Annotated in this window: 17 protein-coding genes; 7 read left to right on the top strand and 10 right to left on the bottom strand. The window is 55.4% G+C overall.

Annotation, left to right across the window (positions count from 1 at the left end):
• Nucleotides 1-122 precede the first annotated feature (122 nt).
• Nucleotides 123-2,897, bottom strand: coding sequence for a substrate-binding domain-containing protein (locus tag ACFE7X_RS16900; protein WP_375436863.1), 2,775 nt, complete (start codon nucleotides 2,895-2,897; stop codon nucleotides 123-125).
• 325 nt (nucleotides 2,898-3,222) lie between these two features.
• Entirely contained in the window at nucleotides 3,223-4,731 is a 1,509-nt protein-coding gene (locus tag ACFE7X_RS16895; protein ID WP_375436862.1) for a carboxylesterase/lipase family protein, read from the bottom strand.
• A 428-nt stretch (nucleotides 4,732-5,159) separates the two neighbouring features.
• On the opposite strand from ACFE7X_RS16895, the gene ACFE7X_RS16890 reads away from it, so the two are divergent.
• The gene (locus ACFE7X_RS16890; protein WP_375436861.1) at nucleotides 5,160-6,599 is read left to right on the top strand and encodes an APC family permease; all 1,440 of its coding nucleotides are present in this window, start codon (nucleotides 5,160-5,162) and stop codon (nucleotides 6,597-6,599) included.
• A gap of 80 nt (nucleotides 6,600-6,679) precedes the next feature.
• Here ACFE7X_RS16890 and ACFE7X_RS16885 read toward each other — a convergent pair whose 3' ends face one another.
• Nucleotides 6,680-7,639, bottom strand: a complete 960-nt coding sequence (locus ACFE7X_RS16885; RefSeq protein ID WP_375436860.1) for an isoaspartyl peptidase/L-asparaginase family protein — start codon at nucleotides 7,637-7,639, stop codon at nucleotides 6,680-6,682.
• A gap of 66 nt (nucleotides 7,640-7,705) precedes the next feature.
• A complete protein-coding gene (locus ACFE7X_RS16880; protein WP_375436859.1) occupies nucleotides 7,706-8,878 on the bottom strand; it encodes a serine hydrolase domain-containing protein in 1,173 nt (390 codons plus the stop codon).
• A gap of 1,457 nt (nucleotides 8,879-10,335) precedes the next feature.
• Here ACFE7X_RS16880 and ACFE7X_RS16875 point away from each other — a divergent pair.
• The 4 genes from ACFE7X_RS16875 (at nucleotide 10,336) to ACFE7X_RS16860 (ending at nucleotide 15,153) form a co-directional block, all read left to right on the top strand.
• On the top strand, nucleotides 10,336-11,448 hold the full coding sequence (locus ACFE7X_RS16875) for a PmoA family protein (RefSeq protein WP_375436858.1): 1,113 nt from the start codon (nucleotides 10,336-10,338) through the stop codon (nucleotides 11,446-11,448).
• Nucleotides 11,449-11,481: 33 nt separating this feature from the next.
• Nucleotides 11,482-12,876 carry a Gfo/Idh/MocA family oxidoreductase gene (locus ACFE7X_RS16870; RefSeq protein ID WP_375436857.1) on the top strand — a complete coding sequence of 465 codons (1,395 nt, stop codon included), beginning with the start codon at nucleotides 11,482-11,484 and terminating at the stop codon, nucleotides 12,874-12,876.
• 62 nt (nucleotides 12,877-12,938) lie between these two features.
• A complete protein-coding gene (locus ACFE7X_RS16865) occupies nucleotides 12,939-14,312 on the top strand; it encodes a putative oxidoreductase C-terminal domain-containing protein (protein WP_375436856.1) in 1,374 nt (457 codons plus the stop codon).
• A 58-nt stretch (nucleotides 14,313-14,370) separates the two neighbouring features.
• The gene (locus tag ACFE7X_RS16860; RefSeq protein WP_375436855.1) at nucleotides 14,371-15,153 is read left to right on the top strand and encodes a cupin domain-containing protein; all 783 of its coding nucleotides are present in this window, start codon (nucleotides 14,371-14,373) and stop codon (nucleotides 15,151-15,153) included.
• Between the two features lie 111 nt (nucleotides 15,154-15,264).
• Here the strand turns inward: ACFE7X_RS16860 and ACFE7X_RS16855 are convergent, their stop codons facing one another.
• Nucleotides 15,265-15,768, bottom strand: coding sequence for a hypothetical protein (locus ACFE7X_RS16855; RefSeq protein ID WP_375436854.1), 504 nt, complete (start codon nucleotides 15,766-15,768; stop codon nucleotides 15,265-15,267).
• 595 nt (nucleotides 15,769-16,363) lie between these two features.
• On the opposite strand from ACFE7X_RS16855, the gene ACFE7X_RS16850 reads away from it, so the two are divergent.
• Both ACFE7X_RS16850 and ACFE7X_RS16845 read left to right on the top strand, forming a co-directional pair.
• Nucleotides 16,364-16,528: a hypothetical protein gene (locus ACFE7X_RS16850; RefSeq protein ID WP_375436853.1), complete on the top strand. Its 165-nt coding sequence runs from the start codon at nucleotides 16,364-16,366 to the stop codon at nucleotides 16,526-16,528.
• A gap of 401 nt (nucleotides 16,529-16,929) precedes the next feature.
• Nucleotides 16,930-18,597, top strand: coding sequence for a glycosyltransferase family 39 protein (locus ACFE7X_RS16845; RefSeq protein ID WP_375436852.1), 1,668 nt, complete (start codon nucleotides 16,930-16,932; stop codon nucleotides 18,595-18,597).
• A gap of 384 nt (nucleotides 18,598-18,981) precedes the next feature.
• Here the strand turns inward: ACFE7X_RS16845 and ACFE7X_RS16840 are convergent, their stop codons facing one another.
• The 5 genes from ACFE7X_RS16840 to ACFE7X_RS16820 all read right to left on the bottom strand — a co-directional run.
• Nucleotides 18,982-19,332 (bottom strand): hypothetical protein, encoded by a 351-nt coding sequence (locus ACFE7X_RS16840; protein WP_375436851.1) that lies wholly within the window; start codon nucleotides 19,330-19,332, stop codon nucleotides 18,982-18,984.
• 403 nt (nucleotides 19,333-19,735) lie between these two features.
• On the bottom strand, nucleotides 19,736-20,083 hold the full coding sequence (locus ACFE7X_RS16835) for a nuclear transport factor 2 family protein (protein ID WP_375436850.1): 348 nt from the start codon (nucleotides 20,081-20,083) through the stop codon (nucleotides 19,736-19,738).
• A gap of 149 nt (nucleotides 20,084-20,232) precedes the next feature.
• Nucleotides 20,233-20,643 (bottom strand): DoxX family protein, encoded by a 411-nt coding sequence (locus ACFE7X_RS16830; protein WP_375436849.1) that lies wholly within the window; start codon nucleotides 20,641-20,643, stop codon nucleotides 20,233-20,235.
• Between the two features lie 565 nt (nucleotides 20,644-21,208).
• Nucleotides 21,209-21,997 carry a uroporphyrinogen-III C-methyltransferase gene (gene cobA / locus ACFE7X_RS16825; protein ID WP_375436848.1) on the bottom strand — a complete coding sequence of 263 codons (789 nt, stop codon included), beginning with the start codon at nucleotides 21,995-21,997 and terminating at the stop codon, nucleotides 21,209-21,211.
• A gap of 17 nt (nucleotides 21,998-22,014) precedes the next feature.
• A partial coding sequence (locus tag ACFE7X_RS16820; protein ID WP_375436847.1) for a bifunctional precorrin-2 dehydrogenase/sirohydrochlorin ferrochelatase occupies nucleotides 22,015-22,564 on the bottom strand: 550 nt, incomplete at its 5' end.

Genomic DNA, 22,564 nt, shown 5'->3' with positions numbered 1-22,564 from the left:
TCAAAATGCGTTCATTCAATTGAATCGCTGTATGTAATTGACCTATAGATTCTTATTAAAACAAAAAACCGGGCCTAACCAGGCGCCGGTTTCACTTTTGGTACACGGGTTTCGAGAATGTTTCAGTAGTGCGGGGTAATGTGCAGGATCCTGAACTCGGACGGCGCCAACTGGTAGCGGGCCTTGAAGCTAGTCGAGAAGTAAGAGGGCGAGGAAAAGCCCAGCTCGTACGCCACATCGGCAATGGTTAGTGTCTCGTCGAGCAGCAATTCGCGGGCCTTGGTAAGGCGCAGGTTCTGGATGAAGTCGGTAACGCCGGTGCCCAGTACGGCCTTCACCTTGCGGTAGAGCTGCATCCGCGAGATGCCCAAGCTGCGGGCAATATCTTCGACACTTAAATCGGAGCGGGTGAGGTTGGCTTCCACAATGGCCGTGAGGTCCGCCAGAAACTTCTGATCCGGATCGGTGGCTACTACAGTAGCCGTATCCACCGACATCTCCCGGCGGAAACGCTCCCGCTGGTGGGCCCGGTTGGCTAGCAACGTGCGGACACTTTCGAGCAGGAAGGTAGGGTTGAAAGGCTTGGTCAGGTAAAGGTCGGCGCCGGCCTGCACGCCTTCCACTTGCTGCTCGGGGGCGTTGCGGGCCGTGAGCAGCACCACCGGAATGTGGGAGGTGCGCCAGTCGGCGCGCAGCCGGGTTACCACTTCCAGCCCGCTGAGGCCCGGCATCATCACGTCGCACACAATCAAATCGGGAATCAGGTCGGTGGCCATCCGAAAACCGGTATGGCCATCGGTGGCATTTTGCACCCGGAAATTGGTGCGCAGCTTCCGGGTCAAAAAGTCGTTGACTTCGGTGTTGTCTTCGATGACGAGCACGAGCAGTTGGCTCCCCGTTTCGGCGGGTGTCTGCGCTGGGTTGGAACCTAAATCAGCGTCGATGGCTTCGGGTTCATCCAGGGAAAGCAGGATAGGCGCAGCGGGCGTAATCGAGCGCAACTCTTCGGGCAACTCCCGGGGGAGGGTCACCACGAAGGTGCTGCCCTGCCCCGGCTGGCTGCTGAACGTGAGCTGCCCTTGGTGCAAGCGCACCAAGCCTTGGGCCAACGCCAAGCCCATGCCCGAACCCTTGGCCACGGCGGCTTGCTCGCCCTGGTAAAACCACTCGAAGATGTGGGACCGATCTTGCTCGTTGATGCCGCGGCCGGTATCGGCCACGCTGATCTGCAACGAGCGGCCCTCATTAACGGGCTGTAAGCTGATGGTTATCTGGCCTTGGTCGGGCGTGAATTTCAAGGCGTTGGAAAGCAGGTTGAAGAATACCTTATCCAGGATGTTCACATCAAACCAAGCCGTCAATATTGGTTCCGCCACCTGAAACCGAAGCTGCACTCCGCGTAGCTGAGCGGGCTTCTCAAAGGCGTCCACAATCTCGCGCACGAAGGCCACCAAGTTGCCTTCGGTGGCGTGCACCGCCATTTTACCTACCTCAATTTTGCGGAAGTCCAGGAGCTGATTGACGAGCTGTAGCAGGCGCTGGGTGTTGCGGCGCACCAAGGTCAGGTCGTGGCGCTGGGGGCCAGTCAAGTCCGGGCTGCTGGTCAGCAGTTCCTCCACTGGGCCCAGAATCAGCGTCAAAGGCGTGCGGAGTTCGTGGGAGAAGTTGGTGAAAAAGCGCAGCTTAGCTTCGGTGTCGGCGCGGGCCTGCTCGGCCAGGGCCTCCAGCTGATTACGCTGCTGGCGAATTTCTTCGTTCTGGCTAACCAACTGGCGGTTGATGATGTCGTTGGTCGTGTTTTGAAGGGCGAGCTGCTGGTTGATTTGCCTATTCTTCCGGGCCGACAGCAAGGCCATAGCCCCCATCCCCAGGGCGCCAAGTAACGCGAAGAGCAGCCCGTACAGGATGGTCCGCTGACTCGCGTACGTGGCCCTGAAGTTTTGCAGAAAGCTTTGCTGCCGCTCGATATCCTGCTGCTGGCTGACGATCTTACTGGTTTGCTGCTGCATGGTCTCGACGTTGGTGGAGTCGATGACGATGGTGCCCAGGATGTTTTCCCGCTTGAAGGGCTTGTGGTGCAGGATGTTGAGGGCCGTCCGAATGGCATCTTCGCCGCCCGGCGAATACAGCAAGGACGCATCGAGCACTCCGCGCTGCACCAAGTCAATCCCTTCTCCCTTGCCGTAAAGCCCATCCACACCGATGATGTGCATCTGCTTTTCCCTGCCCAATTCCTGGCATACTTCGAAGGCGCCTCGGCCCATGGCATCATTATGAGCGAAAATCAACGATACTTCCGGGTGCTTGCGCAGCATGGTCGTCAGGGCCGGCTTCAGGGTTTTTTCCTGCCAGTTGCCCGTTACTTGCCCAACTACTCGTAGCCCCGGATAAGAGCGCAACCCCTGGGCAAAGCCTTCCTGCCGCTCGGAGGTAGCCGACGAGCCTGGCGTACCTAGAATTTCGATTATGCGGCCCTGCTGATTCAGTAAGCGGGACGCGTATCGGGCGGCCATTTGCCCCACTACCAGATTGCTACCCCCGACATAGGCCGTGTAGTGCGGCGAGGCAGTGCGGCGGTCGAGCAGCACGACCGGGATGCCGCGCCGCATAGCTTCTTGCACGGCCGGAGTTACGGGCTCCGACTCGTAGGGCGAGACAATCAGTAAGTCGATTCCGCTTTGGAGCAGCTCCCGAATCTGTTGTTGCTGGCGGTGGCTGTTGTCGTGGGCATCGGTGACGCGCAGCTGCACATCCGAGTGGAAGCTCAGTTCCCTTTCCATTCCACTTAGCATGGCCTGCCGCCAAGGGCCGTCCGTACTGCACTGCGCAAACCCGATACGATACGCAACTGCTGTTTCCTTCTTTCCGCAGCTCGTGAGCAGTGCCAAGAAGGGCATTACCAGCAGAAGCCATCGAACAAGAAAGGAATACATGCTATTCAAATGATTTTCAGAAGGTTGACAGCTATATTGACCACCAAATTACGTACAAAGATACCCGATTCTCCCCAGTACAAGTGCTTAAAGAAATAGCGTAGAGAAGCTGGACTGTGCCGCTTGCCTAAGCAGGCCGCGTATCGTAGCTTATTCACACCATTTCGACGGCAGTAAGCAGTTGCAGGTCGCGCAGATAAGGCAGTCGAACATGGCTTTCAGGCAGGCGCCTAGCCACTAACTGCAACCCAAAGTAGCCGCCTAGTAGCTAAGCAGCGGCAGCAACACCTTACCGGCCATAGCCCTGCACCGGAAACGCGGGATCTTCGTAAGGTGCTGGTATTGCTTGCACTTGGGGCTTTGCATCGAATATCATCACCTCCCGCTTCAACGGAGTGTAGGCTGGCCACGCGGCCCCCGGCTGTCCGGTTTTGATAAAGCTGGCCCAATGCGCGTGCATAACAGCGGCCAGTGTTGGGTCAGGCGCTTTGCTACGCGCCGGAGCCGAAGCCGTAGCGGCGGCCGAACTGCCCACAGGTGCATTCCACACGAAGGCTAGCTCTTGCGCATGCACGGGCCGAGTAGTAGCATTGGAATAGTCGAAACGATACAGCCAGATGGGCAAGCCCTGCTCGGCCAAAGTTTGCGCCAAGCGGTACGAGGCCAGGCGGTAGAGGTAGTCCGTGAGGACCGTGTTCCAGGCTTCGAGGGGTGGGCGAGTTTCACTGAACTGCTGGTAAGCCCGCCAAACATAGGAACTGTTTTTCGGGCCGAAGACCTGTTCCAAGGCTTGCTCATTGGGCTGATGCAGGAGGGAGCCCGGACCGCTAAACAAGCCTGCTTCTTCCCGGTTCGTTCCCATGAGCACGCGCAAAGGGTACTTGGGTTGCCGACGTAGGTAGTCCATCGGCGGCGTAGGGATAGTTTTCCCGTCGAGCACGGGGCCGAAGACTTGTAAGCCACCGGCGCCGCTGGCAAACCGGGTTTGCGCCCGTACCAAGCTATCGGCCGGAACGGTAAGCAAAAACTGAACACGCGGCAGATGCAGCTCATGCAACAGCTGCTGCGTCACGGCGCTAGCCGTAGCCGTATCACGGACGGCCTGCACGGCGCCACTTTCCAGAATTACCTGTTGAAACAACCCTTGCGCGGCTGGGGTTACCAGCAAGCCTCCAATTAGCTTCGCGCCCGCCGACTCACCCATAACGGTTACGTGGGTCGGGTCGCCGCCAAACGCGCCGATGTTCTGGTGTACCCAGCGCAACGCTGCTACCGCGTCGAGTAAGCCGCAGTTGCCGGCTTGGGTATAGTTGGGCCCAAGGCTAGTGCCCAGGTATAGAAAGCCGAGACCACCAAGCCGATAGTTGATACTTACCGCCACAATAGTATCCTGAGCCGCGAAGGTCCACATGTCGTTGTCCTGGCCGGAGCCGCCGGTGAAGGCACCCCCATGCACCCATACCACCACGGGGCGGCGGTGTTTGCTGGGTTGGTCAGGCGCCCACACGTTCAAATACAGGCAATCTTCTGCGCCTTGTACAGCTCCGGGCCCGGCCGCCTGGGTGGCTTTCCCCCCAAACTGCTGCGCCAACCTGATGCCGCGCTGTCGTTTCAGGGGCTGCGGCGGCCGAAAACGCAAAGCCTCCACCGGCGGCTGCGCATAAGCAATACCTCGAAATACTTGCAACTGGCCTTCGCGCACCCCCTGAATCCGCCCCTGACGGGTTTTAACCACGGGGCCCGCCTCTTGCGCTTGGGTGGTATGCAGGCCGAAACTCAATACAAGCAACCAACTCATTAACAACGGCGCCACTATCCTATTGCGCCCACCAGTCTTTGTACTTATTGCCATCATATACTTTTCGGTAGGTAGTTAACCAACGCACGCCAGGGGCGTTTCTGCTGCGCGTAAGGTTCGGTACGAGCTTGTTGGGCATGACGCGGCGGCGGAATTATGGTAAGGTAGAGGGTTTGCTTGTCCTAAGCTTTGCCAGAAGCATGGGGTAGGTTGGGTAATGAACGCCGGGCGGTACCCCAACGGCAACCCTAGCGGCCTCTCTTGGCATGAATTGCTGGGGCTCTATCTGCTGCTTTTGGGGTTTAGTGGCTACTAGTGGCTACTGCGGCGACACGTGTGCGTTTGTTCTCGAAAGAAAGCAACCGACGAAGGTTCTCTCAAGCCCTAGCCTAGCGCCCCTGGCCGGTGGAATTGCGTACCTTGACAGGATGGACATGCCGCAACGGGAAAGGACTACGGCGAAAGTTACCTTGGTTAGGGCCTTTGGGGTCCGCACGGCGACCTTGCTCGTAGCCGGTATTGTGATTGGGTCGGGCGTATTCAAGAAGATCGTGCCCCTGGCGCAAACCGGCTTGAGTGAAACCTGGATTCTGGCGGCTTGGCTGCTCGCGGGCTTCATTACTTTGTGCGGGGCCTTCAATCTGGCGGCGCTTTCCTCGCTTACCGAAGAATCGGGAGGCACCTACGAGTACTTACGCCTCTCGTTTGGCAACTTTGCTTCTTTCTTGTTTGGGTGGACCGATTTTACCATCATCGGCACGGCCTCGGTGGCGGCGCTCGGCTTTATCTTTTCCCAAACCATCAACACGCTGATTCCGCTGCCCAATCCCTTGCAGCCCTGGGCGCACCTGTCAATTGGTCAACTTATTTACCCGTTTGCCGATTCGGGCATCAAACTGCTGGCTATTGCCACCATTAGCGTTCTGACTTGGGTGAACTACCGCGGGGCCGCCGTTAGTGGCACGCTAAGCAACCTCTTCACGGCGGCCAAACTGCTCGGGATTCTGCTGCTTATCTTTTTCGGCCTGTTTGTCGCCACCCCGGCACCCGATCTGGTGGCCCTGCCGGGTACGCCGGCCGCAACTGTTGGCAGCGCGGCATTTGGTAGCGCCTTGCTCACTGCCCTGCTCAGTGTGTTCTGGGCTTACGACGGCTGGGTGGATTTGTCGTTTATTAGCGGCGAAGTCAAGAACCCGACGCGCAATGTGCCGCGGGCTTTGATTGCCGGCGTTAGTATCGCCATTGGGGTGTACGTGCTGGTCAACTACGCGTACCTGCGGGTTTTGTCTTTGCCGCAGTTGGCCGCTATCAGCCCAAACGAAATTGGCGCCGCCGTGGTAGCCGAAACAATGCTGGGCAAGTGGGGCAAAACGGCGGTAACTCTCTTGATTATGGTGAGCGTCTTCGGGACCCTGAATGCCGTGCTGCTCTCGCATACGCGCGTTTATTTTCGCATGGCCCAAGAACGATTTTTCTTCGCCAAGGCCGCCGTGGTGCACCCGCGCTACCGCACGCCCCACGTAGCCCTTGGCTACACACTGGTCTGGAGTTGCCTGCTGGTAATCTCCGGCTCCTTCGAGCGGCTAACGGACATGGTCATTTTTGCGACGTTCCTGTTTTATGGTTTGCTGGCCGTGGCAGTCGTCAAAATGAAGCGTCAAGGGAGGATAAGCGCAGCGGTGACGGGTTATCCGTTTCTACAGCTGTTTATTCTGTTGTTTGCGCTGGCCTTAGTCGGCAACACTCTGCTCACCCAACCGAAACAGTCGTTGCTGGGTTTCGGGTTAATTCTAAGCGGCCTGCCGTTCTACTATTACTTTCGCAGGCAAGCTAACCGAGGACAAACTAACGACTCGGTGGGCAACTAATGGCGGGGTTCAAGCAGCCAGTACCCTAGACGCACCAACTTGCCTACTATACTAGTACGAAGCTGAAAAACCGCTTTGCTTTATTCGATTACCATGGGGCAAACGTTGGTTTCTATTCGGCCATCGGCGCGCACTACGGCCCAAAACATCCCCTCGGTACTGTAGGGCATGGCCACGTTGCCGTGTAGGTCGAGGGCAATGACTCCGCCTTTGCCGCCTGCCGGGGCTACTTTGTGATGCACCACCAACTCGGCGGCTTGCTGTACGCTCAGGCCACGGTACTCCATCAAGGCAGCAATGTCGTGGGCCACCGCGTGGCGAATAAAGAACTCCCCGTGCCCCGTGCCCGACACGGCGCACACATGGTTGGCATACGTGCCGGCCCCAATCAGGGGGGAGTCCCCCACCCGGCCGTACTTTTTGTTGAGTTGGCCGCCAGTGGAAGTGCCCGCTGCGAGGTGGCCGGCTTGGTCGAGAGCAACAGCACCTACGGTACCATATTTCGAAGCCGGAGAGTCGAAGGGCTTGGTAGGTGGCGCAAGGGCGTTGGCCTGTTGCAGGGCTTGCCATTGGTGCCAGCGCTCTTCGGTTCGGAACCAAGCGGCCGGCACCGTTTCTAAGCCGACGGCGGCGGCAAACTCGTCGGCGCCCGCGCCGGTGAGCAGCACGTGGGCCGAACGCTCCATCACGGCGCGGGCCACAGAAATCGGATTCCGAACGGTGCGCACTCCAGCCACCGCCCCGGCCCTGAGCGTGGCGCCGTCCATGAGAGCGGCGTCCATTTCGTTGACGCCAGCATGCGAGAACACTGAGCCCCGACCGGCGTTGAACAAGGGCGAATCCTCCAGCAGCCGGAGGCTGGCTTCAACCGCCGCCACGCTGTTTCCGCCTCCTGCCAGAACCACATACCCGGCCTGCGCAGCCTCCGTAAGAGCGTGCGTGTAAGCTGCCTGCTGCGGGAACGGGGTGCCCGCTGGCTGTAACCGGCCTGAGCCGCCGTGCAGCAACAGGGTATAAGGAAAGGAAGAGGCCGGCGGCATAAGCAAAGCAAACAAGGGAAACAAGGGAAAAGCTAGGCCAAAAAAAGCGAGTACTATCGGGAGCAGCTAGGGTTTCAGAGCTGCCAGTACGCGCTTAATCAACTCGTTTGGGCTGCCATCGTGCCAGCGCCACACGATAACCAAGTCATGCTCGGGGTCCACCCAAATGGTGTTTTGGCCCGCGCCCAGCGCCGCATAGCTGGTGGCGGGGGCATCGGGCCAGGCTTTTTTCTCGGTGTTGAGCCACCAGAGGTAGCCGTAGTCGGGCCCAACGGGTCCGCGCGTGGTGGCTTGCTGAACCCATGTAGGGGATACCAGTTGGCGCTGGCCCCAGCGCCCCTGCCGGAGCATCAGGTAGCCAAAGCGCGCTTCGTCGCGGGCGCTGATGATTAGTCCGCCGCCCCAGCGCGTGCCGCCGCTCACCGAAGGCATAGCTTTGCCGTCTACGGTGGCAACGGCATTCGGATAAGGCACCCATTGCCAAGTGGAGGAAGCGCCAATCGGGTCCATAATCTCTTGCTTGAGCACCGTCGGCAGCGGGCGCTTCCACAGGCGCAACAGCGACAAGGCCAGCCGGTTGATGCGCACGTCATTGTACTCGTAGTACGTGCCCGGCGCTTGCAGGGCGCGGGGTTTACGCTCTCCTTTGCCGAAAGCTTCGCGGCCAATGAAATTGGCGTTTTTTCCCCACAACTCGCCCTCCCACTCGCTGGTTTGGCGGGCATGATGCTCCCACGTAACAACGCGGTTCTGCTCGGAGTCGTAGCCGCCGTCCTGGATATAGTTCGCCACCGGGTCGTGGATATCCTTGATTAGCTTGCGGTCAATTGACAAGCCGAGGATGGTTGACAAGAAGCTTTTGGCCGCGCTGTAGGTTGGGTCTGGGCGCTGCGTTTCTCCCCATTCGGCTACCAGGTACCCGTGCCGTAGAACAAGGCCGTTGGTGGCGGCCCGGCTGGTTGGCATGGGCCCCAGCAGCTTGCCGAAAATCTCTTCCTGCGTAGAGAAGGTGGGCGTCATCTGGGTGGTTTCCTGCGTTCGGGCAAAAGCCACCGCTTCGGCTAGGCGCGCCGAATCGAAGCCAGCGGCGCTTGGCGCCTGGTGCTGCCAGGCCGCCCCGGGCGCCGGGAAGTAGACTTCTGACCGGGCGGCCTCATTGCCAGAAGGCGTGACGACCGGGCGGAAGCAGGCCGTCAGGGCCGGAAAACAGAGCAGGAAGAGGAAGGTTCTTTTAGACATGGGCAGCATAAGAAAGCATCAGCCGGCGCCCGCAAGCACCCAAGCTTCAGAAAATAGTCGAAGAAAATTCAAAACTGGAAAGTTGACACAAGCTCACCAAGCAGGCCACACCATCTATGTTCGGCAGCGCGCCCCTTCTCTGCATATATTCTAAGGCAATATTATCGTCCAGCATCTAAAAACGCTACCATTGATTTCCTGCCCCTCCAAATAAGCTCTCAAACTAAAGCACGCCGGGTTATTTGGCCGATAGATGTTGGCAGAGATTTTACGATAAACTTGCGTTGCGGATACCAGATGTAGATGGCAGCCGCGCTTGTTGCTTCTGGTTTCCTGCATCTTTTGAACGGATTCAAGCAAGCGCCCGGGGTGTGTTCAGGGTTCCTTCACGAAAAGCCCGCGGACAGGGAAGCATACTGGGAGTTGATAGCCGGCACTAGGATTCACTGCTCTAACACACGTCCGCACAACTACTTCGGTGGCCCTCTATACAGACAGACCCTTGCTACATACTAGGCGTACACAAGATGATTCTAATCTGTAAGTGAAGCAGTTAGGACAGGAACAGGTTGATTTCACCTGTTCATTCCCCTGCTCGAACAACTAGAAGCCCCGCTGCCGTTAAACCCTGAATCGTACGTAACTGAGGGCAACCGCTTACCCGTAGCAAAAGCACAAAGCCCTTCGGTGAAGGGCTTTGCGTGACGGTGGTTGGTTATGGAAGAGGAACTAGAGAATGAAGACAAAGCTTTACTTATAACTGACCTTTAACAAGGACAATAAGTGCAGAATTGTGACACGCTGTGGCGGCGGCTAAACAAGTCAACCGCCTCGCCAAGGATTAAACCTCGGCTCCAAGTGCCATATCAACTGCCTCGGGCTCCTCGTGGCTAGCAGACTATTAGGGCGTCGACGGCTAGCGAAGCTACCCGCTGGCTAACGGTAGAAACGGCTACGTTGAGCTTACCAGAAAAAGTAGGCATCCTCTTCATTTGCTGGGGCGCGAAATCGGCACCGCCGATGCCTACTGCCCCAGCGTGTTATAATTGTTCGCAAACCTATCCGGGAACGATTGTGATACCTTGATTCTGCAATTCGTCGGTCCATGCCATTTAATACGTCGAAGTATTTCCTTACTTAGAATTGTCTTCCAGTGAAAAGAAGAACGATGACTTTTAAGGTGAGCAAGGAGCGTGACCACTAATAAGCGAGTGAAACAATCCCTTCTCAGTTGGTCAAGCACCAGGTTGAAGGAAAGCTGGTCGCATCCTTTCCCAAGCTCTCGTCGGAAGGAATACGCTTGCACCGTTAAACGCTATGCCATGAACTTGTTGAGATGTTGGCTGCTTTTGCTTTTTGCCACGATGAGTATGAAGGCCTTCGCGCAGCGAATTGCAACGCTCGAAGTAGTTCTTCCTTATGCTACGAACGGTTTAGCAGTTCCCATCAGAACGAGTTTGGATGATATCACGCCGCTCCCTGCTTCTGGCTTGAAGCTGGTGGAAGTGCAGGGCAATAAGCGCACGAGTGTTCCCTTTCAGGTGGAAAAGGGCACTAAGCGAGTTATGCATTGGCTGATTGATTCGGAAAATGCCAAAACCAGCAAGCACACCTACGAGCTAGTAAAAGGCGCCGCCAGCCCGGCCACCGACCGGGTGCGCCTCCAGGACGCGCAAGGCTCCTTCACCATCGGAACCGGCAACAGAAACCTGCTGCGTTACAACTACAAAACGGTGTATCCACCGGCCGGCGTTGATACGGCCTACAAGCGGAGCGGCTTTATTCACCCGCTATGGTCGCCGCACGGCCAGGAACTCACCCGGATTCAAGCCCCCGACCACTACCACCACTACGGCATTTGGAACCCCTGGACGCACGTACTATTTGAAGGAGACACGGTTGACTTCTGGAATATCCGGGACCGGAAAGGCACCGTGCGCTTTGCCAAAGCAGTTTCTACCAGCGCCGGGCCCGTGTACAGCGAGTATCAGGTATTGCAGGAACACGTGGCCTTCAAGAAAGGCGGCCCGGAAAAAATTGCGCTGAATGAGGTGCAATCAGTGCGGGTGTATCAGCCCAAGGATCAGGAGTATTACATAGCGGACGTAACCATCAACATGAAGTGCGCCAGCACTAGCCCGGTGCTGCTGCTGGCTTACCGCTACGGCGGGTTTGGTTGGCGCACCACCGAAAAGTGGAACAAGGACAACAGCGAAGTTCTGACTTCCGAAGGCAAAAACCGCAAGGAAGCCGACGGCTCCACGGCGCGCTGGTGCATCGTGCAAGGCCAGCTCGACAACGACTACGGCGGCGTGGTGATGCTCTCGTACCCCACCAATTACAACCACCCCGAGCCGTTGCGCATCTGGCCCGAAACGATGAATGGCCGCGGGGACATGTTCGCCAACTTCTCGCCCACCAAAAACAAAAACTGGCAGCTCGACCCCGGCCAAACCTATACGCTCAAATACCGCCTGATCGTGTACAACGGGCATTTCACGAAAGAAAAAGCAGAAAGCGGGTGGCAAGCTTTCAGCGCCGAACCTAAGGTTACGGTGCTGCGCAAGTGATATTTTCTTCCAATCAATGCAAAACTCCCTCCCATGAGCGAAGAAAAAAATTCCCCGGTTTCCAGAAGGGATTTTCTGGAAACGTCGGCCAAAGCTGCGGCGGCCACCCTTGTGCTCGGCGGCTTCCCCACCATCGTACCGGCTAGTGTTTTCGGCCGAAACGCGCCCAGCAACCGAATCAACATCGGCGCCATTGGCACGGGGCGCATTTCCCGCGGCCATGATATGCCGGGCGTGTGGCAGTACGAGCAAGCCCAGATTATGGCGGTCTGCGACGTTGACACCAAGCGCGCCGAAGAAGCGAAACAGCTGGTCAACGAGTATTACACCAAGAAAAACGGCAAGCCTTTCGACGGCGTGCAGGTGTACCACGATTATCAAGCGTTGTTGCAAAACAAGGATATCGACGCCGTGCTGATCAGCACCCCCGACCACTGGCACGCGCTGATTGGGATGGCCGCCGTACGGGCCGGCAAGGATGTGTACTGCCAAAAACCAACGTCCTTGACCATTGCCGAGGGCCGGGCCTTGAGTGATGCCGTAAAAAGCACGGGTCGTATTTTCCAGATTGGCAGTCAGCAGCGGTCTTCTGCGCAGTTCCGCTATGCGGCCGAACTGGTGCGTAACGGCCGTATTGGCACCTTGAAAACCGTTTCTATCGGGTTGCCCGGCGACCCCTCGGGCCAGGAAGAAGTGGCCATGCCGGTGCCCGCCAACTTACACTACGACCGGTGGCTGGGCTCGACGCCCGAAGTGTATTACACCGAAAAGCGCGTGCACCCCCAACAAGGCTACGACCGGCCCGGCTGGTTGCGCTGTGAGCAGTTTGGGGCGGGCATGATTACCGGCTGGGGCTCCCACCACGTCGATTGCGCCCACTGGGCCATGAACACCGAACACACCGGCCCGATTGAAGTGTGGGGTACGGCCGAATTTCCTAAGAGCGGGCTTTGGAATGTGCACGGCCCGTTCAAAACCGAGGGGCGCTACGCCAACGGGGTGCACATGATTATCAGCGACAGTTTGCCCAACGGCATCAAGTTTGAGGGCACCGAGGGCTGGATCTTCGTGTCGCGCGGTGATGCCAAGGCCACGGCCAGCGACCCAATCAGTTTGCAAGCGGCCAAAGCACTGGATGCCAGCGACCCGAAGATCATCCAGTCGGTGATTGGGCCCAACGAAATCCATTTGTACGAGAGCAAAGAGCACCACGGCAACTGGCTGGAGTGCATCAAGTCGCGCAAGCAGCCTATTGCGCCCGTGGAAGTCGGCCACCGGTCGTGCTCTACCTGCCTGATTCATCATATTGTGATGAAATTGAAGCGCAAAGTGTCCTGGGACCCCGCCAAAGAGCAGTTCGTCAACGATGCAGAAGCCAACCGCCTGCTTTCCCGGCCTCAGCGCAAGCCCTACACCCTGCCCGGCTAACGCGGCCCGGAAGCGGCCAAGAGCTACTGGGAGGCGTGTTTTTTCACTGTTTGTTACCGAAGATGAAGAACCTTTTCGTCGTTAGCTCCTTCCTTTTCTTGCCCATCCTGCCATGCCGCGGCCAAACGGCCACGGTCCCTAAACCTAGCGCTCCAGTGCGACTTATCACCCTCGACCCCGGCCATTTCCACGCGGCGCTGGTGCAGAAGTCGATGTACAAGAATGTCGCCCCAACCGTGCACGTCTATGCAGCCGGCGGGACAGACCTGCAACAGCACCTAGCCCGAGTTACAAGCTACAACACCCGCGCGGAATCCCCCACGCAGTGGCAGCAGCAGGTGTACACCGGCCCGGATTTCTTCGCGAAAATGCTGGCCGAAAAAGCTGGCAATGTCGTGGTGCTGGCCGGCAACAATCAAAAGAAGACGGAATACATTGCGCAGTCCTTGCAAGCCGGGTTCAACGTGCTGGCCGACAAGCCCATGTGCATCAACAGCCAGGAATTCAAGACGTTGGAAGGCGCCTTTGCCACCGCCAAGAAAAACAACTTGCTGCTGTATGATATCATGACCGAGCGGTTTGAAATACCCACTATTCTGCAAAGAGAGCTGTCGAGGCTGCCGGCCGTGTTTGGCACTTTAGAGAAAGGCACGCCCCAAAATCCGGCGGTGGTCAAGGAGAGTACGCACTGCTTTTACAAGAACGTGTCGGGCAGCGTCCTGACCCGGCCCGCCTGGTTTATGGACGTAACGCAGGAAGGCGAGGGTTTGGTGGACGTGACCACCCACTTGGTGGACCTGGTGCAGTGGGAATGCTTTCCGGAGCGGGCGCTGGACTACAAGAAAGATATTCAGGTGCTTTCCGCCAAGCGCTGGGCAACCAATATGAGCCTCACCCAGTTCCGGGCCATTACCAAGCAAAATACCTTTCCCGACTATTTGAAGAAAGACCTGGCCAACGATAGTCTGCTGAAGGTGTACAGCAACGGCACGATTTCCTACAAGCTGCTCGGGGTGCATGCGCAAGTGTCGGTTACGTGGGCCTACAAAGCGCCGGAGGGGGCCGGCGATACGCACTACTCGCTGATGCGGGGCTCCAAAGCCAACTTAGTGGTTCGCCAAGGGGCCGCCCAATTGTACAAGCCGACGCTGTACATCGAGCCCCGAACCCCGGATGCCGCTTATACACAAGCTTTGCAGCAAGAGCTAAAGAAAATTCAAGTGAAGTATCCCGGCGTGGCACTGAAGAAGGTTGACAAAGGCTGGGAAGTACTCGTCCCGGAAAGCTACCGCGAAGGCCATGAGGCGCATTTTGCCCGCGTGACTGAGCAGTTTCTGGAGTACCTGGAAAAGCGCAACATGCCCCCGTGGGAAGTGCCGAACATGCTAGCCAAATACTACACGACAACCAAGGCGCTGGAAAACCCCAAGCAGTAGCGTATCTTTTAGCTGCGCTGCGCTTGCCGCGCTGCCTCCGAATTCAACCACCCGCCCTATGAAAACAACGCTGCTCGTCGCCGGAGTCCTGCTGACTTCCAGCCTCCGGATGCAAACAAAGCCTTTGCCGTCTGCTGTCTACAGCAAGCCGACTCAAGCTCCAAAACAGGATGGCGGCAGGCAAAACAGCGAATTCGCCAAAGGCAGCACCCTCGATTTAGTTGAACTCGCCATCCATACGTCCACGCTCAAACCAGGGCAAACCAATCATCCGCTGCAAGCTTATAGTGATTCAGAAGAGCTGGTTATCGTGCAGGAAGGCCGCCTGACGGTGACCGTAAAAGATTCCACCAAAACCCTGGGTCCCGGCAGTCTGCTGCTGATTGTGGCGGGCGACAAACAAAGCTTTCGAAACGCTTCTAGCGCGCCGGCTACCTATTACGTGCTGAAGTTCAAGGGCCAGGAGCCCATAGATATCCAACGCGGACAAGCTGGCGGCGGCTCCTTCGTGAAAGATTGGAGCCAGTTTAAGGTGGTGAAAACCGAGAAAGGCGAAACCCGCCCCGTGTTCGACCGGCCTTCATCGGTGTTCAAGCGCTTTGATGTGCACGCCACTGTCCTCAAGCCGGGTATTGCCAGCCATCCGCCGCACACCCACCGCGCCGAAGAAATCATCTTGATGACAAAAGGCAATGGCGAAATTCTGATCGATAAGCAAGCGCACAAAGCGGCCGCTGGGGACGTGGTTTTGCTGCGGGCGAATGTGCCCCACGCCTTTACCAACACCGGGAGCAACGAGTGCGGCTATTTTGCCATTCAATGGCATAGCAGTGCAGAATAGGCCGTAATACACCGCACCTAGCGCAACGGCTTGTTACTGCAAAACAGAAGCCTATTTAAGCTGATTTGCCTTATCTAACTCGCTTACACGGCGATATAAGGACTGGCTTGGCTATTTGATTTTTCTATAGTTCAGGGAATTACCCCGGGCGGTATAGCTGAGCTCTAGACTCTCTTCATCCACACCAACAACTTCCCAACACATAGCTTCTTTGGGTTCGACCAAGTATCTTTCGTTGTCGCCGAGGTACCCCGCACCGGCTTCAGAAGGACACGCTTGCGCAAGGACAAACTCCGCCGTGTCGAGCGGCTCGCCACCATAATAATCAATGTAGGCGTGGCCTTTGAGTTCAATAACACTTCTAGCGTCGTCGGTGCTTTGCCATTTGCCTTGGAGCAACTGGTAAGTGGATTTCGCAGGAGCCCCTGATGTTGGCAGCGGAGAAACCATCTGCTCAGCAGACAGGCCAACTGTTGTGTCGGCAGCATCACTAGCTGTGTCCGATTTCACTAGGCTAGTTTCCGGCGTATCAGGAGCAATCAACGATGAATTCTTTTGTTCCGGCGCGCACGATGCCAATAAGCTAACGAGAGGGAGAAGCAGGCTGAACTTCATGTAAGTTGTTAGCTAAAATTAATAACTAAAGAATATGTATAAGGGTAGTGTAGACAACAGCCCTTGCAAAAATCAAAACTAGGATTCTACAGTCAGAAAACGTTCGGCTTGCCTGGAATCATTCCTATCTGCTATGATAAAAATCAACACTTTGATCTGCTGAATGCTTGGTGCTTTTAGAAGCTCTTAAAGTTACTGCATTTAGCATTTTATCATGGATATCTTTAATTAGTAAGATAACGGTGCAGTAGTTCAAGCAGTAAAATTACTATCCTACTACCCGAAAGCTATAGGACGATTTTAGGAGATTTATAATTACTACCTGGGCGTTTAGCTTTACTCCTTAATTGTTTCTGTTGTGCTTGTTATAGAATCACAACGCGGTACTTAACTTATATCAATTTCAATAAACAGTTGATTTTATACGACTATGGCCCCTATATTTGCTTTTCAACGCCTCCATCCTACTCCAATGTGATTCTAGCCGCACGGTCGTAAGCCCTCCAGTCTCCTAAGCCGATTCCTTCGGCCGGTGCACCACGTGTGCCGGAGTTCTAGGGCTATGTCCTTGCGGCACCCCATCCAGACGAGGAGGTTGTCCCGTGCCCTAGATGGCCAGGTTGCCCGCGCCGCTTTTGCTGGCTTTTTGCCTCGCATCCGGTGCCTGTTCTATTTCGAAGAGCCTTCGTCTGCCGTAGGTCCCATTGTGTGCTTTCCTTTCCAGGACGAACATATGGTGCCGGACCTCTCGCGCCCTTGAGTAACCTGTTAAGGTTCACTCTGCCTTCCTTGTAGGAGGCCATTCCCCGTCATGCCCGAAAGCAGGCTACTCGACCTCGCGCTGGACTCGCCACTACGACGAGACTTGCTACGGGGCGTTAGCTGAGGCTGGCCGGTGCAGCAAGCCCTAGGTTTTAGGAGCTACCCCTGTATCAGCCTTGCTCTCGTGGCTTCGCATCCTGCTGCTGTAGGATACAGGAATTGTGTCGGGGACCCTGATCGAACGCTAAGTGGTGCGTCTGAAGCTTTATCACTAGTCTCTGCTTCCCTTGTGGAAGCGGCAGGAATGCCAACGGTGGCTCGTTTCAAGCGCTGATCCGTGGCTTAGTGCGAAGTGATGCATTTCAACCAAGCGGAATCTTCCTTCTCTAATTCAATAGTATGCTTGCTCAACTCCGTCCTAAGGTTAGTGCCTTTCCAAAGCAAAAACACGTTAGTTTCTACGTAGTAACTACCGGTTTCCTTCTCTTTTTGGGCATCGCGCTGCGGGTGTTCCATTACGTGTATAATCGCTCTCTGTGGACCGATGAAATCTATCTGACAGCAGGAATAGCGGAGATGAATTTCCAGGATTTACTCTCCAAGCCCTTGCCATACATGCAAAAAGCCCCTATTGGCTACTTGTTGATCTGCCATTTGTTTGTGGTGCTGTTTGGCAACAACGAATTGGCGCTTCGCCTGTATTCTTTGCTCACTGGTGTTGCGGCCTTATTCTTGTTCGTACCCGTTGCCCGCCATTTTTTGAAACCCTTCGGGACGCTCGTGGCACTGACGCTGCTAGCGTGTGCGACACCGATTGTCTACCATTCGGTGGAAGCAAAACCGTACGGCCCCGACCTTTTTATTACCATTCTGCTTTTGTGGTTCTATGTCCGCTACCAGCAGAACACGAGCAGTAAAAACTTGTGGTGGTGGGGAATTGGAGGGAGTATTGCGGTGTGGCTGTCGTATCCAAGCATTTTTGTGCTGGCCGCCATGGGCCTGGCCGTGGGTGGCAATTACCTAATCAAAGGAGACTGGAACAGAATCTTTCGGTTGGTCCTGCCATTTGGCCTGTGGCTGGTGAGCTTCCTGCTTAGCTACTTTTTGTTCACGAAGGAGGGGTCTGACGCGGGTTGGTTGGTGTACTTCTTCTACAAATTCGAAGGCTATTTCCCTCTCCAGCCCGTAAGTAGTGTCACGTGGTTGATGAAGAAAGCGGTTATTTTCTTCCATTATCCCCTCGGCCTAACGTGGATTGATGAGTTGGTGGAGCAGACGTATTTGAGGCGCTTTGTTCAGCGCATGACCATCGTTCCCGTGGTGCTTAGCGGTTTGGGCGTGCTGTATTTTTTCCGAACGAACAAGCGGTATCTGCTGGTGGTTGGCCTCGTCCTGCTTGTTGCCGTGGTGGCTTCTTGCCTTAAACTGTATCCGTTCCACGAGCGGATGATTGTTTATCTGGCTCCCTTTGTTATCCTATTACTCGCAGCAGGCTGTGACTATCTAAGCAGCAAAACAACTTCTCTGAAGTATGTAAGCTACGGGCTGACTCTACTGCTCTTGGGTGGTTTGTTGAAAAATGCCGCTGCCACTACCCTGACTCCCTACCTGCTGAGTGGCTACAAAATGTCGTATTATCGGGAGGCCCTGGACTATGTCAACCGCAAGTATCAAGCAGGCGATGGGGTGTATGTCTACTGGAATGGGGCCGCTGGGTACAAGTACTATAAGACGGCGGACGCCCTTCGATTTGAGGCCGTAATAGATCCAGATCATCGGTATGCTGTTCGCAACTATGCGGACTATTTTGCCAAAGTAGATGCCGATCTTACTTCCGTGCCGAACAAAAAGCGCGTGTGGGTGATCTATAGTGGCGTGGATATGAACCAAGGCGACTTTGCCGGTCAGCCGGCGTGGTATTACAACGGCCACGATTTCAGAGAGGGCTACGGAGTTACGCGGTTCACTCAGCATGTCCGGCAAATAGGCAACGTGCTCGATCAGTACGTTCCCACCGATGGCAACCCCAACCCCGATATGCGGGTTTTGTTGATGGAGCTGAAGTAGCCTGCTATCCTGGCCGCTTACCGGATTGCTTGTCGGAAGCACAGGTAAGGTGTACGCGGGCATTGCAACGCGTAGGTGCAGCTCAGCAACAATTTGAGGAGCCTGCTGCGTATTCCCAACGCTTCACAGTTTAATGGTACAATGACTTGATTAGTGCGCGTAAATTTTTCAAAAAGGAGGGCTGTTGCAGAAGTAACCCAGCGTAACAAGCAATGCCTCTACAGACCGAATACCAACGAGCAAATCTGTAGTATCGCTGCGTTTTGGGTGTTTCTGTGGTAAGCCTAGCCCGTTTGCAAGCTAGCTCACAGGCTCTGCAACAGCCACTCTTCTTTGGAAAACGTTCAGGCCACTTCCTTCTACCATCTTTTTTGCCAGGCTACCCTATTTTCTTGGTGCTGCGTTGTGGCCCCGAGGAAAAGCAGGATCTTCGGTTGCGCGAAGAGTGGAATCCGGAATTTGCAAAAACCGACTGTCAATAAAGCCTTTTGCGCTATGCTTGGGGAAAAGTTCACCTCCGGGCTTCGGGGCGACGGTATATAGGCCGTTTACGGCGCCGGCTTTTAGGTCCAGCGTGTCGCCGCGTTTGGCCAACAGGATCCTCGTTTCCGCAGACGTATCTGGCTGGGCGTAAATCGCGGCATTGTCCGCCGTCACGACCACGGGATAACGGAATTTTTCGGTTTTTCCGCAGGCCGATACGGCCAATACCGATAGCAATACGAGTTGTTTCATGGCTGCCAAGCTACAGGAAAGGGAGTCGCGGACCAATAGCCTAAACCAAACCTTTATTTATAACAACAACTATTGTAAGACAACCAACTAAACTTCGCTAGCAACGATTTTCTTAGTAGTAGACCCAAGGATGACCATAGCCAGGTTTTTCTGGCTGATGCTTTACTGTTAGCTCTCATCTAGCACCGAATAAAGTAACGACTACTGTGGGTGCCGGGCGCACTAGCAGAACAGGCAGCTACTAGTTGATTATCAATTTCTTGCGGCGGTATCCTTACGCCTGCCTTGCAACTTCAACCAAGCAAGTTGCAAGGCGGGGAAGCATTAGCCCGCTCCACTAATCTGCAAAGTAAGAGCCGGATAGAAAAGGAATAGCACAATGATACCCGCCTTTTGGTGGTTGTTAGTGGGTAGGGATAAGGTCAACGCTGTAGGAGGTAATTTCCGTTACCAAACCATCAGCGAATTCATAAATGTCACAGGAAGCTACTTTAGTTGACTCCTGTTGCTGGTTTGTATAGGTAGCAACACTGTCAACTACAACCTCGTTATCGCCAACGATGACCTTGAACTTTATGAACGTAGTGGTGACCTGAGTTAAGTAGTTAGCAGACTGTTTACAAGCATCAATAACGCTTTCTTGACCTTCCAGGGTTTTCTCGCCAACTAAATTCCAGCGAATCGTACTCGCCAAAAAAGGAACTGCCTTTTCGAATTGATGGCGAGAAAAAGCTTTGGCAGTTTCTTGCATAAGTGCATTCATAATGTTGGTTTGGCTACAAAAGAGCAATTAAATTATTACGAGTATCCTTTACTCTTTGGCTAGCTCTACTTGAGCAGCCAATAACGCTCGTGTAAAACGAGTTGCTTCGCGCGAAACCAAGCTCCCCTTCTATTGCACTAAACTATGAGACTAAGCTGATTGGCAGCATTCAACTCATTCCCTTTGGCTTGTGTTTTTCTGTGATAACTAAGGTAAGAGCCTGCTACCAGCAACAGGCCAATAGTTATGGGAGCCCACTGGCTGGCGGGGTAGCCTGCCGCTACGTGGGAATACAGGGCTCCGGTCAAATCAAAAAAGAAACCGGCATACGCCCACTCTTTTACGCGGGGAAACCCAGGAACCAGAACGGCTACTGCTCCCAGCAGTTTGGCTACGCCCAAGAAGGGCAATAAGTAGGCTGGGTATCCTAAGTGCTTGAAGTACACCACCGCTTCGGGGGCACTGACAAGATCTGGTATCGCGGAAGCTGTCATTAAGGCAACCAGCAGGCTAGTGAAAGCCCAGTAGGTAATTTGTAGCTTTTTCATGGCTTGAGGGGTTAGAAATATGGATGGCCGAACAAACAAGCATCCCCACTACTGCTGACCAGTTCTTCAACTTAGCCCACCATAGTGCGGGAGTAGCATGCCAACAAATTTAGCATATCAGCCAACCAAATAACGGGGGCATTTGGGACTTGTTGAGGGGGTGATTACGACATATTCCGCTCCCCATTCTTTTGTTACGTCTTTCTCTTATCTGACACCCTAAAAGTGCATAGTTAGCTGCGTACGCCATTCAGACCTTTGCGTAGCCAGCAAAGCTTCTTGATAAACCCAGTTATTCCTGATTTCAACGGGAGTTGAAGATCTTGTTTCAGCGAATAGGCGAAAACCGAAGGGTCAAACCTTGAATTGCCGCAACTACAGGCCACAAGGCACAGGCTTACTAATGGGAATAGCTAAAGCCCGACCATCAGTAAGTAGCTAAATGCTAGTATTTGGTGGCGAGGGAAAGCAAGACTTCGTGTTGAAAACTCCGGTACGCTGCTTGACAAGACCTATGTTTGAAGAGCCTTGGCGGCGAGACTCTAACGCTTGTGTGAGGCACCCTTCACGAGCGCTGCTCAAGTGCTGCTAGCAAAGGCTCTAGCGTAACCAGTTTGTCGCCGGTTGCCTGCGAATGCCCCAGCGCCACCACCCCGCCAATAACAATCAGGGCCGGATAGGTGATGCCATGGCTTGCGACCAGCGTGGGCAACTGCCCTACCAGCCCGACGGCTAGTTTGCGTTGGGGCAAGGAAACGTGCTGCACAACAGCGGCAGGCGTGTTGCCCTGGCCCATTTCGCAGTAGGTGGCGGCAATTTCGGCGGCTTTGGTTAGCCCCATGTAAATCACCACGGTGGAATTGCTTTGCATGGCCAACCGCAAGTCGGCGGAAAGGGAGCCATCTTTCTTGGTGCCGGTCAGCATCCAGATGCCCTCACTAACCGCCCGGTGCGTGAGCGGAATGTCTTCGTAGCCGAGGGCCTGCATGCTAGAGATGCCGGGGATATAGTGCGTAGCAATGCCGTGGGCCCGCGCAAACAGCATTTCCTCGAAGCCGCGCCCAAAAACGAACGGGTCCCCACCTTTCAAGCGGATTACCCGGCCGCGGGCCAGCGCCTTCTCCAGGATCAACTCATGAATGGTTTCCTGCGGCGTGTACTCCCCGTACGGTTTTTTACCCACGTAAATGCATTCGCAGGCTGCGGGAGCCAAAGCCAGCAACTCCTGGTTGGCTAGGTTGTCGTAGAGAATAACGGCTGCGGTTTGCAGCACTTTGTAGGCTTTGAGCGTGAGTAATTCCGGGTCGCCGGGTCCCGCTCCTACTACATACAACTCCGGCATAATTTCCGCCATACCCGTTTGCAATAGAGTTATTTGTCTTGTTTTAGTTGCTCCGAAGCTTTCGCCACGGCAAGCAATTGGGCTACCGCTAAAGCCCCGACCGCCAGCAGCGCACCGATAGCCACGCGCCGCCAGCGCCGGGTTGCGGGCGCTTCGTAGCCAGGGCCGCCTGCCAGCCCGGCCGTAACGGCGTTCAGAGTGCGGACCTTCTCGGCGAAGTCACCGGCCAGTTGCTGGCGGATAGCGGGCATTTTTTGGAGCACGTGGTCCAGTTCCTCCGGCAACGCCTCTTCCAGCACTGCCCGCAGCCGCTTGGCCACCGTCGGCGACTGCCCGTTGGTGGACACGGCCACTTTCAAGGCTCCTTTCTGCACCACCGACGACAAGTAAAAGTCGCACAGCGGCGGGGTGTCGGCCACGTTGACCAGCAGGCGGCGGGTTCGGGCGGCTTCTTTGATGCGACGGTGCAAAGCCGGATCGTCGGTGGCAGCAAATACTACGTCCGCTTCCTCCAAGTAAGCTTCTTGATAAGGTCCTTCGCGCAGCTCAGGATGACAGTTATTATATAAAATGGCCGGT

The sequence above is a fragment of the uncultured Hymenobacter sp. genome (assembly GCF_964242765.1).
Classification (GTDB): Bacteria; Bacteroidota; Bacteroidia; order Cytophagales; family Hymenobacteraceae; genus Hymenobacter.
This window is presented reverse-complemented; position numbering and strand designations above follow the sequence as displayed.

Excerpts from the sequence above, each read along its gene's own strand:
- ACFE7X_RS16895 (WP_375436862.1), bottom strand. The coding sequence starts at position 4,731 with ATGAGTTGGTTGCTTGTATTGAGTTTCGGCCTGCATACCACCCAAGCG.
- ACFE7X_RS16880 (WP_375436859.1), bottom strand. The coding sequence starts at position 8,878 with ATGTCTAAAAGAACCTTCCTCTTCCTGCTCTGTTTTCCGGCCCTGACG.
- ACFE7X_RS16830 (WP_375436849.1), bottom strand. The coding sequence starts at position 20,643 with ATGAAAAAGCTACAAATTACCTACTGGGCTTTCACTAGCCTGCTGGTT.
- cobA (WP_375436848.1), bottom strand. The coding sequence starts at position 21,997 with ATGGCGGAAATTATGCCGGAGTTGTATGTAGTAGGAGCGGGACCCGGC.
- ACFE7X_RS16900 (WP_375436863.1), bottom strand. The coding sequence starts at position 2,897 with ATGCCCTTCTTGGCACTGCTCACGAGCTGCGGAAAGAAGGAAACAGCA.
- ACFE7X_RS16855 (WP_375436854.1), bottom strand. The coding sequence starts at position 15,768 with ATGAAGTTCAGCCTGCTTCTCCCTCTCGTTAGCTTATTGGCATCGTGC.
- ACFE7X_RS16860 (WP_375436855.1), top strand. The coding sequence starts at position 14,371 with ATGAAAACAACGCTGCTCGTCGCCGGAGTCCTGCTGACTTCCAGCCTC.
- ACFE7X_RS16890 (WP_375436861.1), top strand. The coding sequence starts at position 5,160 with ATGGACATGCCGCAACGGGAAAGGACTACGGCGAAAGTTACCTTGGTT.
- ACFE7X_RS16835 (WP_375436850.1), bottom strand. The coding sequence starts at position 20,083 with ATGCAAGAAACTGCCAAAGCTTTTTCTCGCCATCAATTCGAAAAGGCA.
- ACFE7X_RS16865 (WP_375436856.1), top strand. The coding sequence starts at position 12,939 with ATGAAGAACCTTTTCGTCGTTAGCTCCTTCCTTTTCTTGCCCATCCTG.
- ACFE7X_RS16885 (WP_375436860.1), bottom strand. The coding sequence starts at position 7,639 with ATGCCGCCGGCCTCTTCCTTTCCTTATACCCTGTTGCTGCACGGCGGC.
- ACFE7X_RS16840 (WP_375436851.1), bottom strand. The coding sequence starts at position 19,332 with ATGAAACAACTCGTATTGCTATCGGTATTGGCCGTATCGGCCTGCGGA.
- ACFE7X_RS16870 (WP_375436857.1), top strand. The coding sequence starts at position 11,482 with ATGAGCGAAGAAAAAAATTCCCCGGTTTCCAGAAGGGATTTTCTGGAA.
- ACFE7X_RS16845 (WP_375436852.1), top strand. The coding sequence starts at position 16,930 with ATGCTTGCTCAACTCCGTCCTAAGGTTAGTGCCTTTCCAAAGCAAAAA.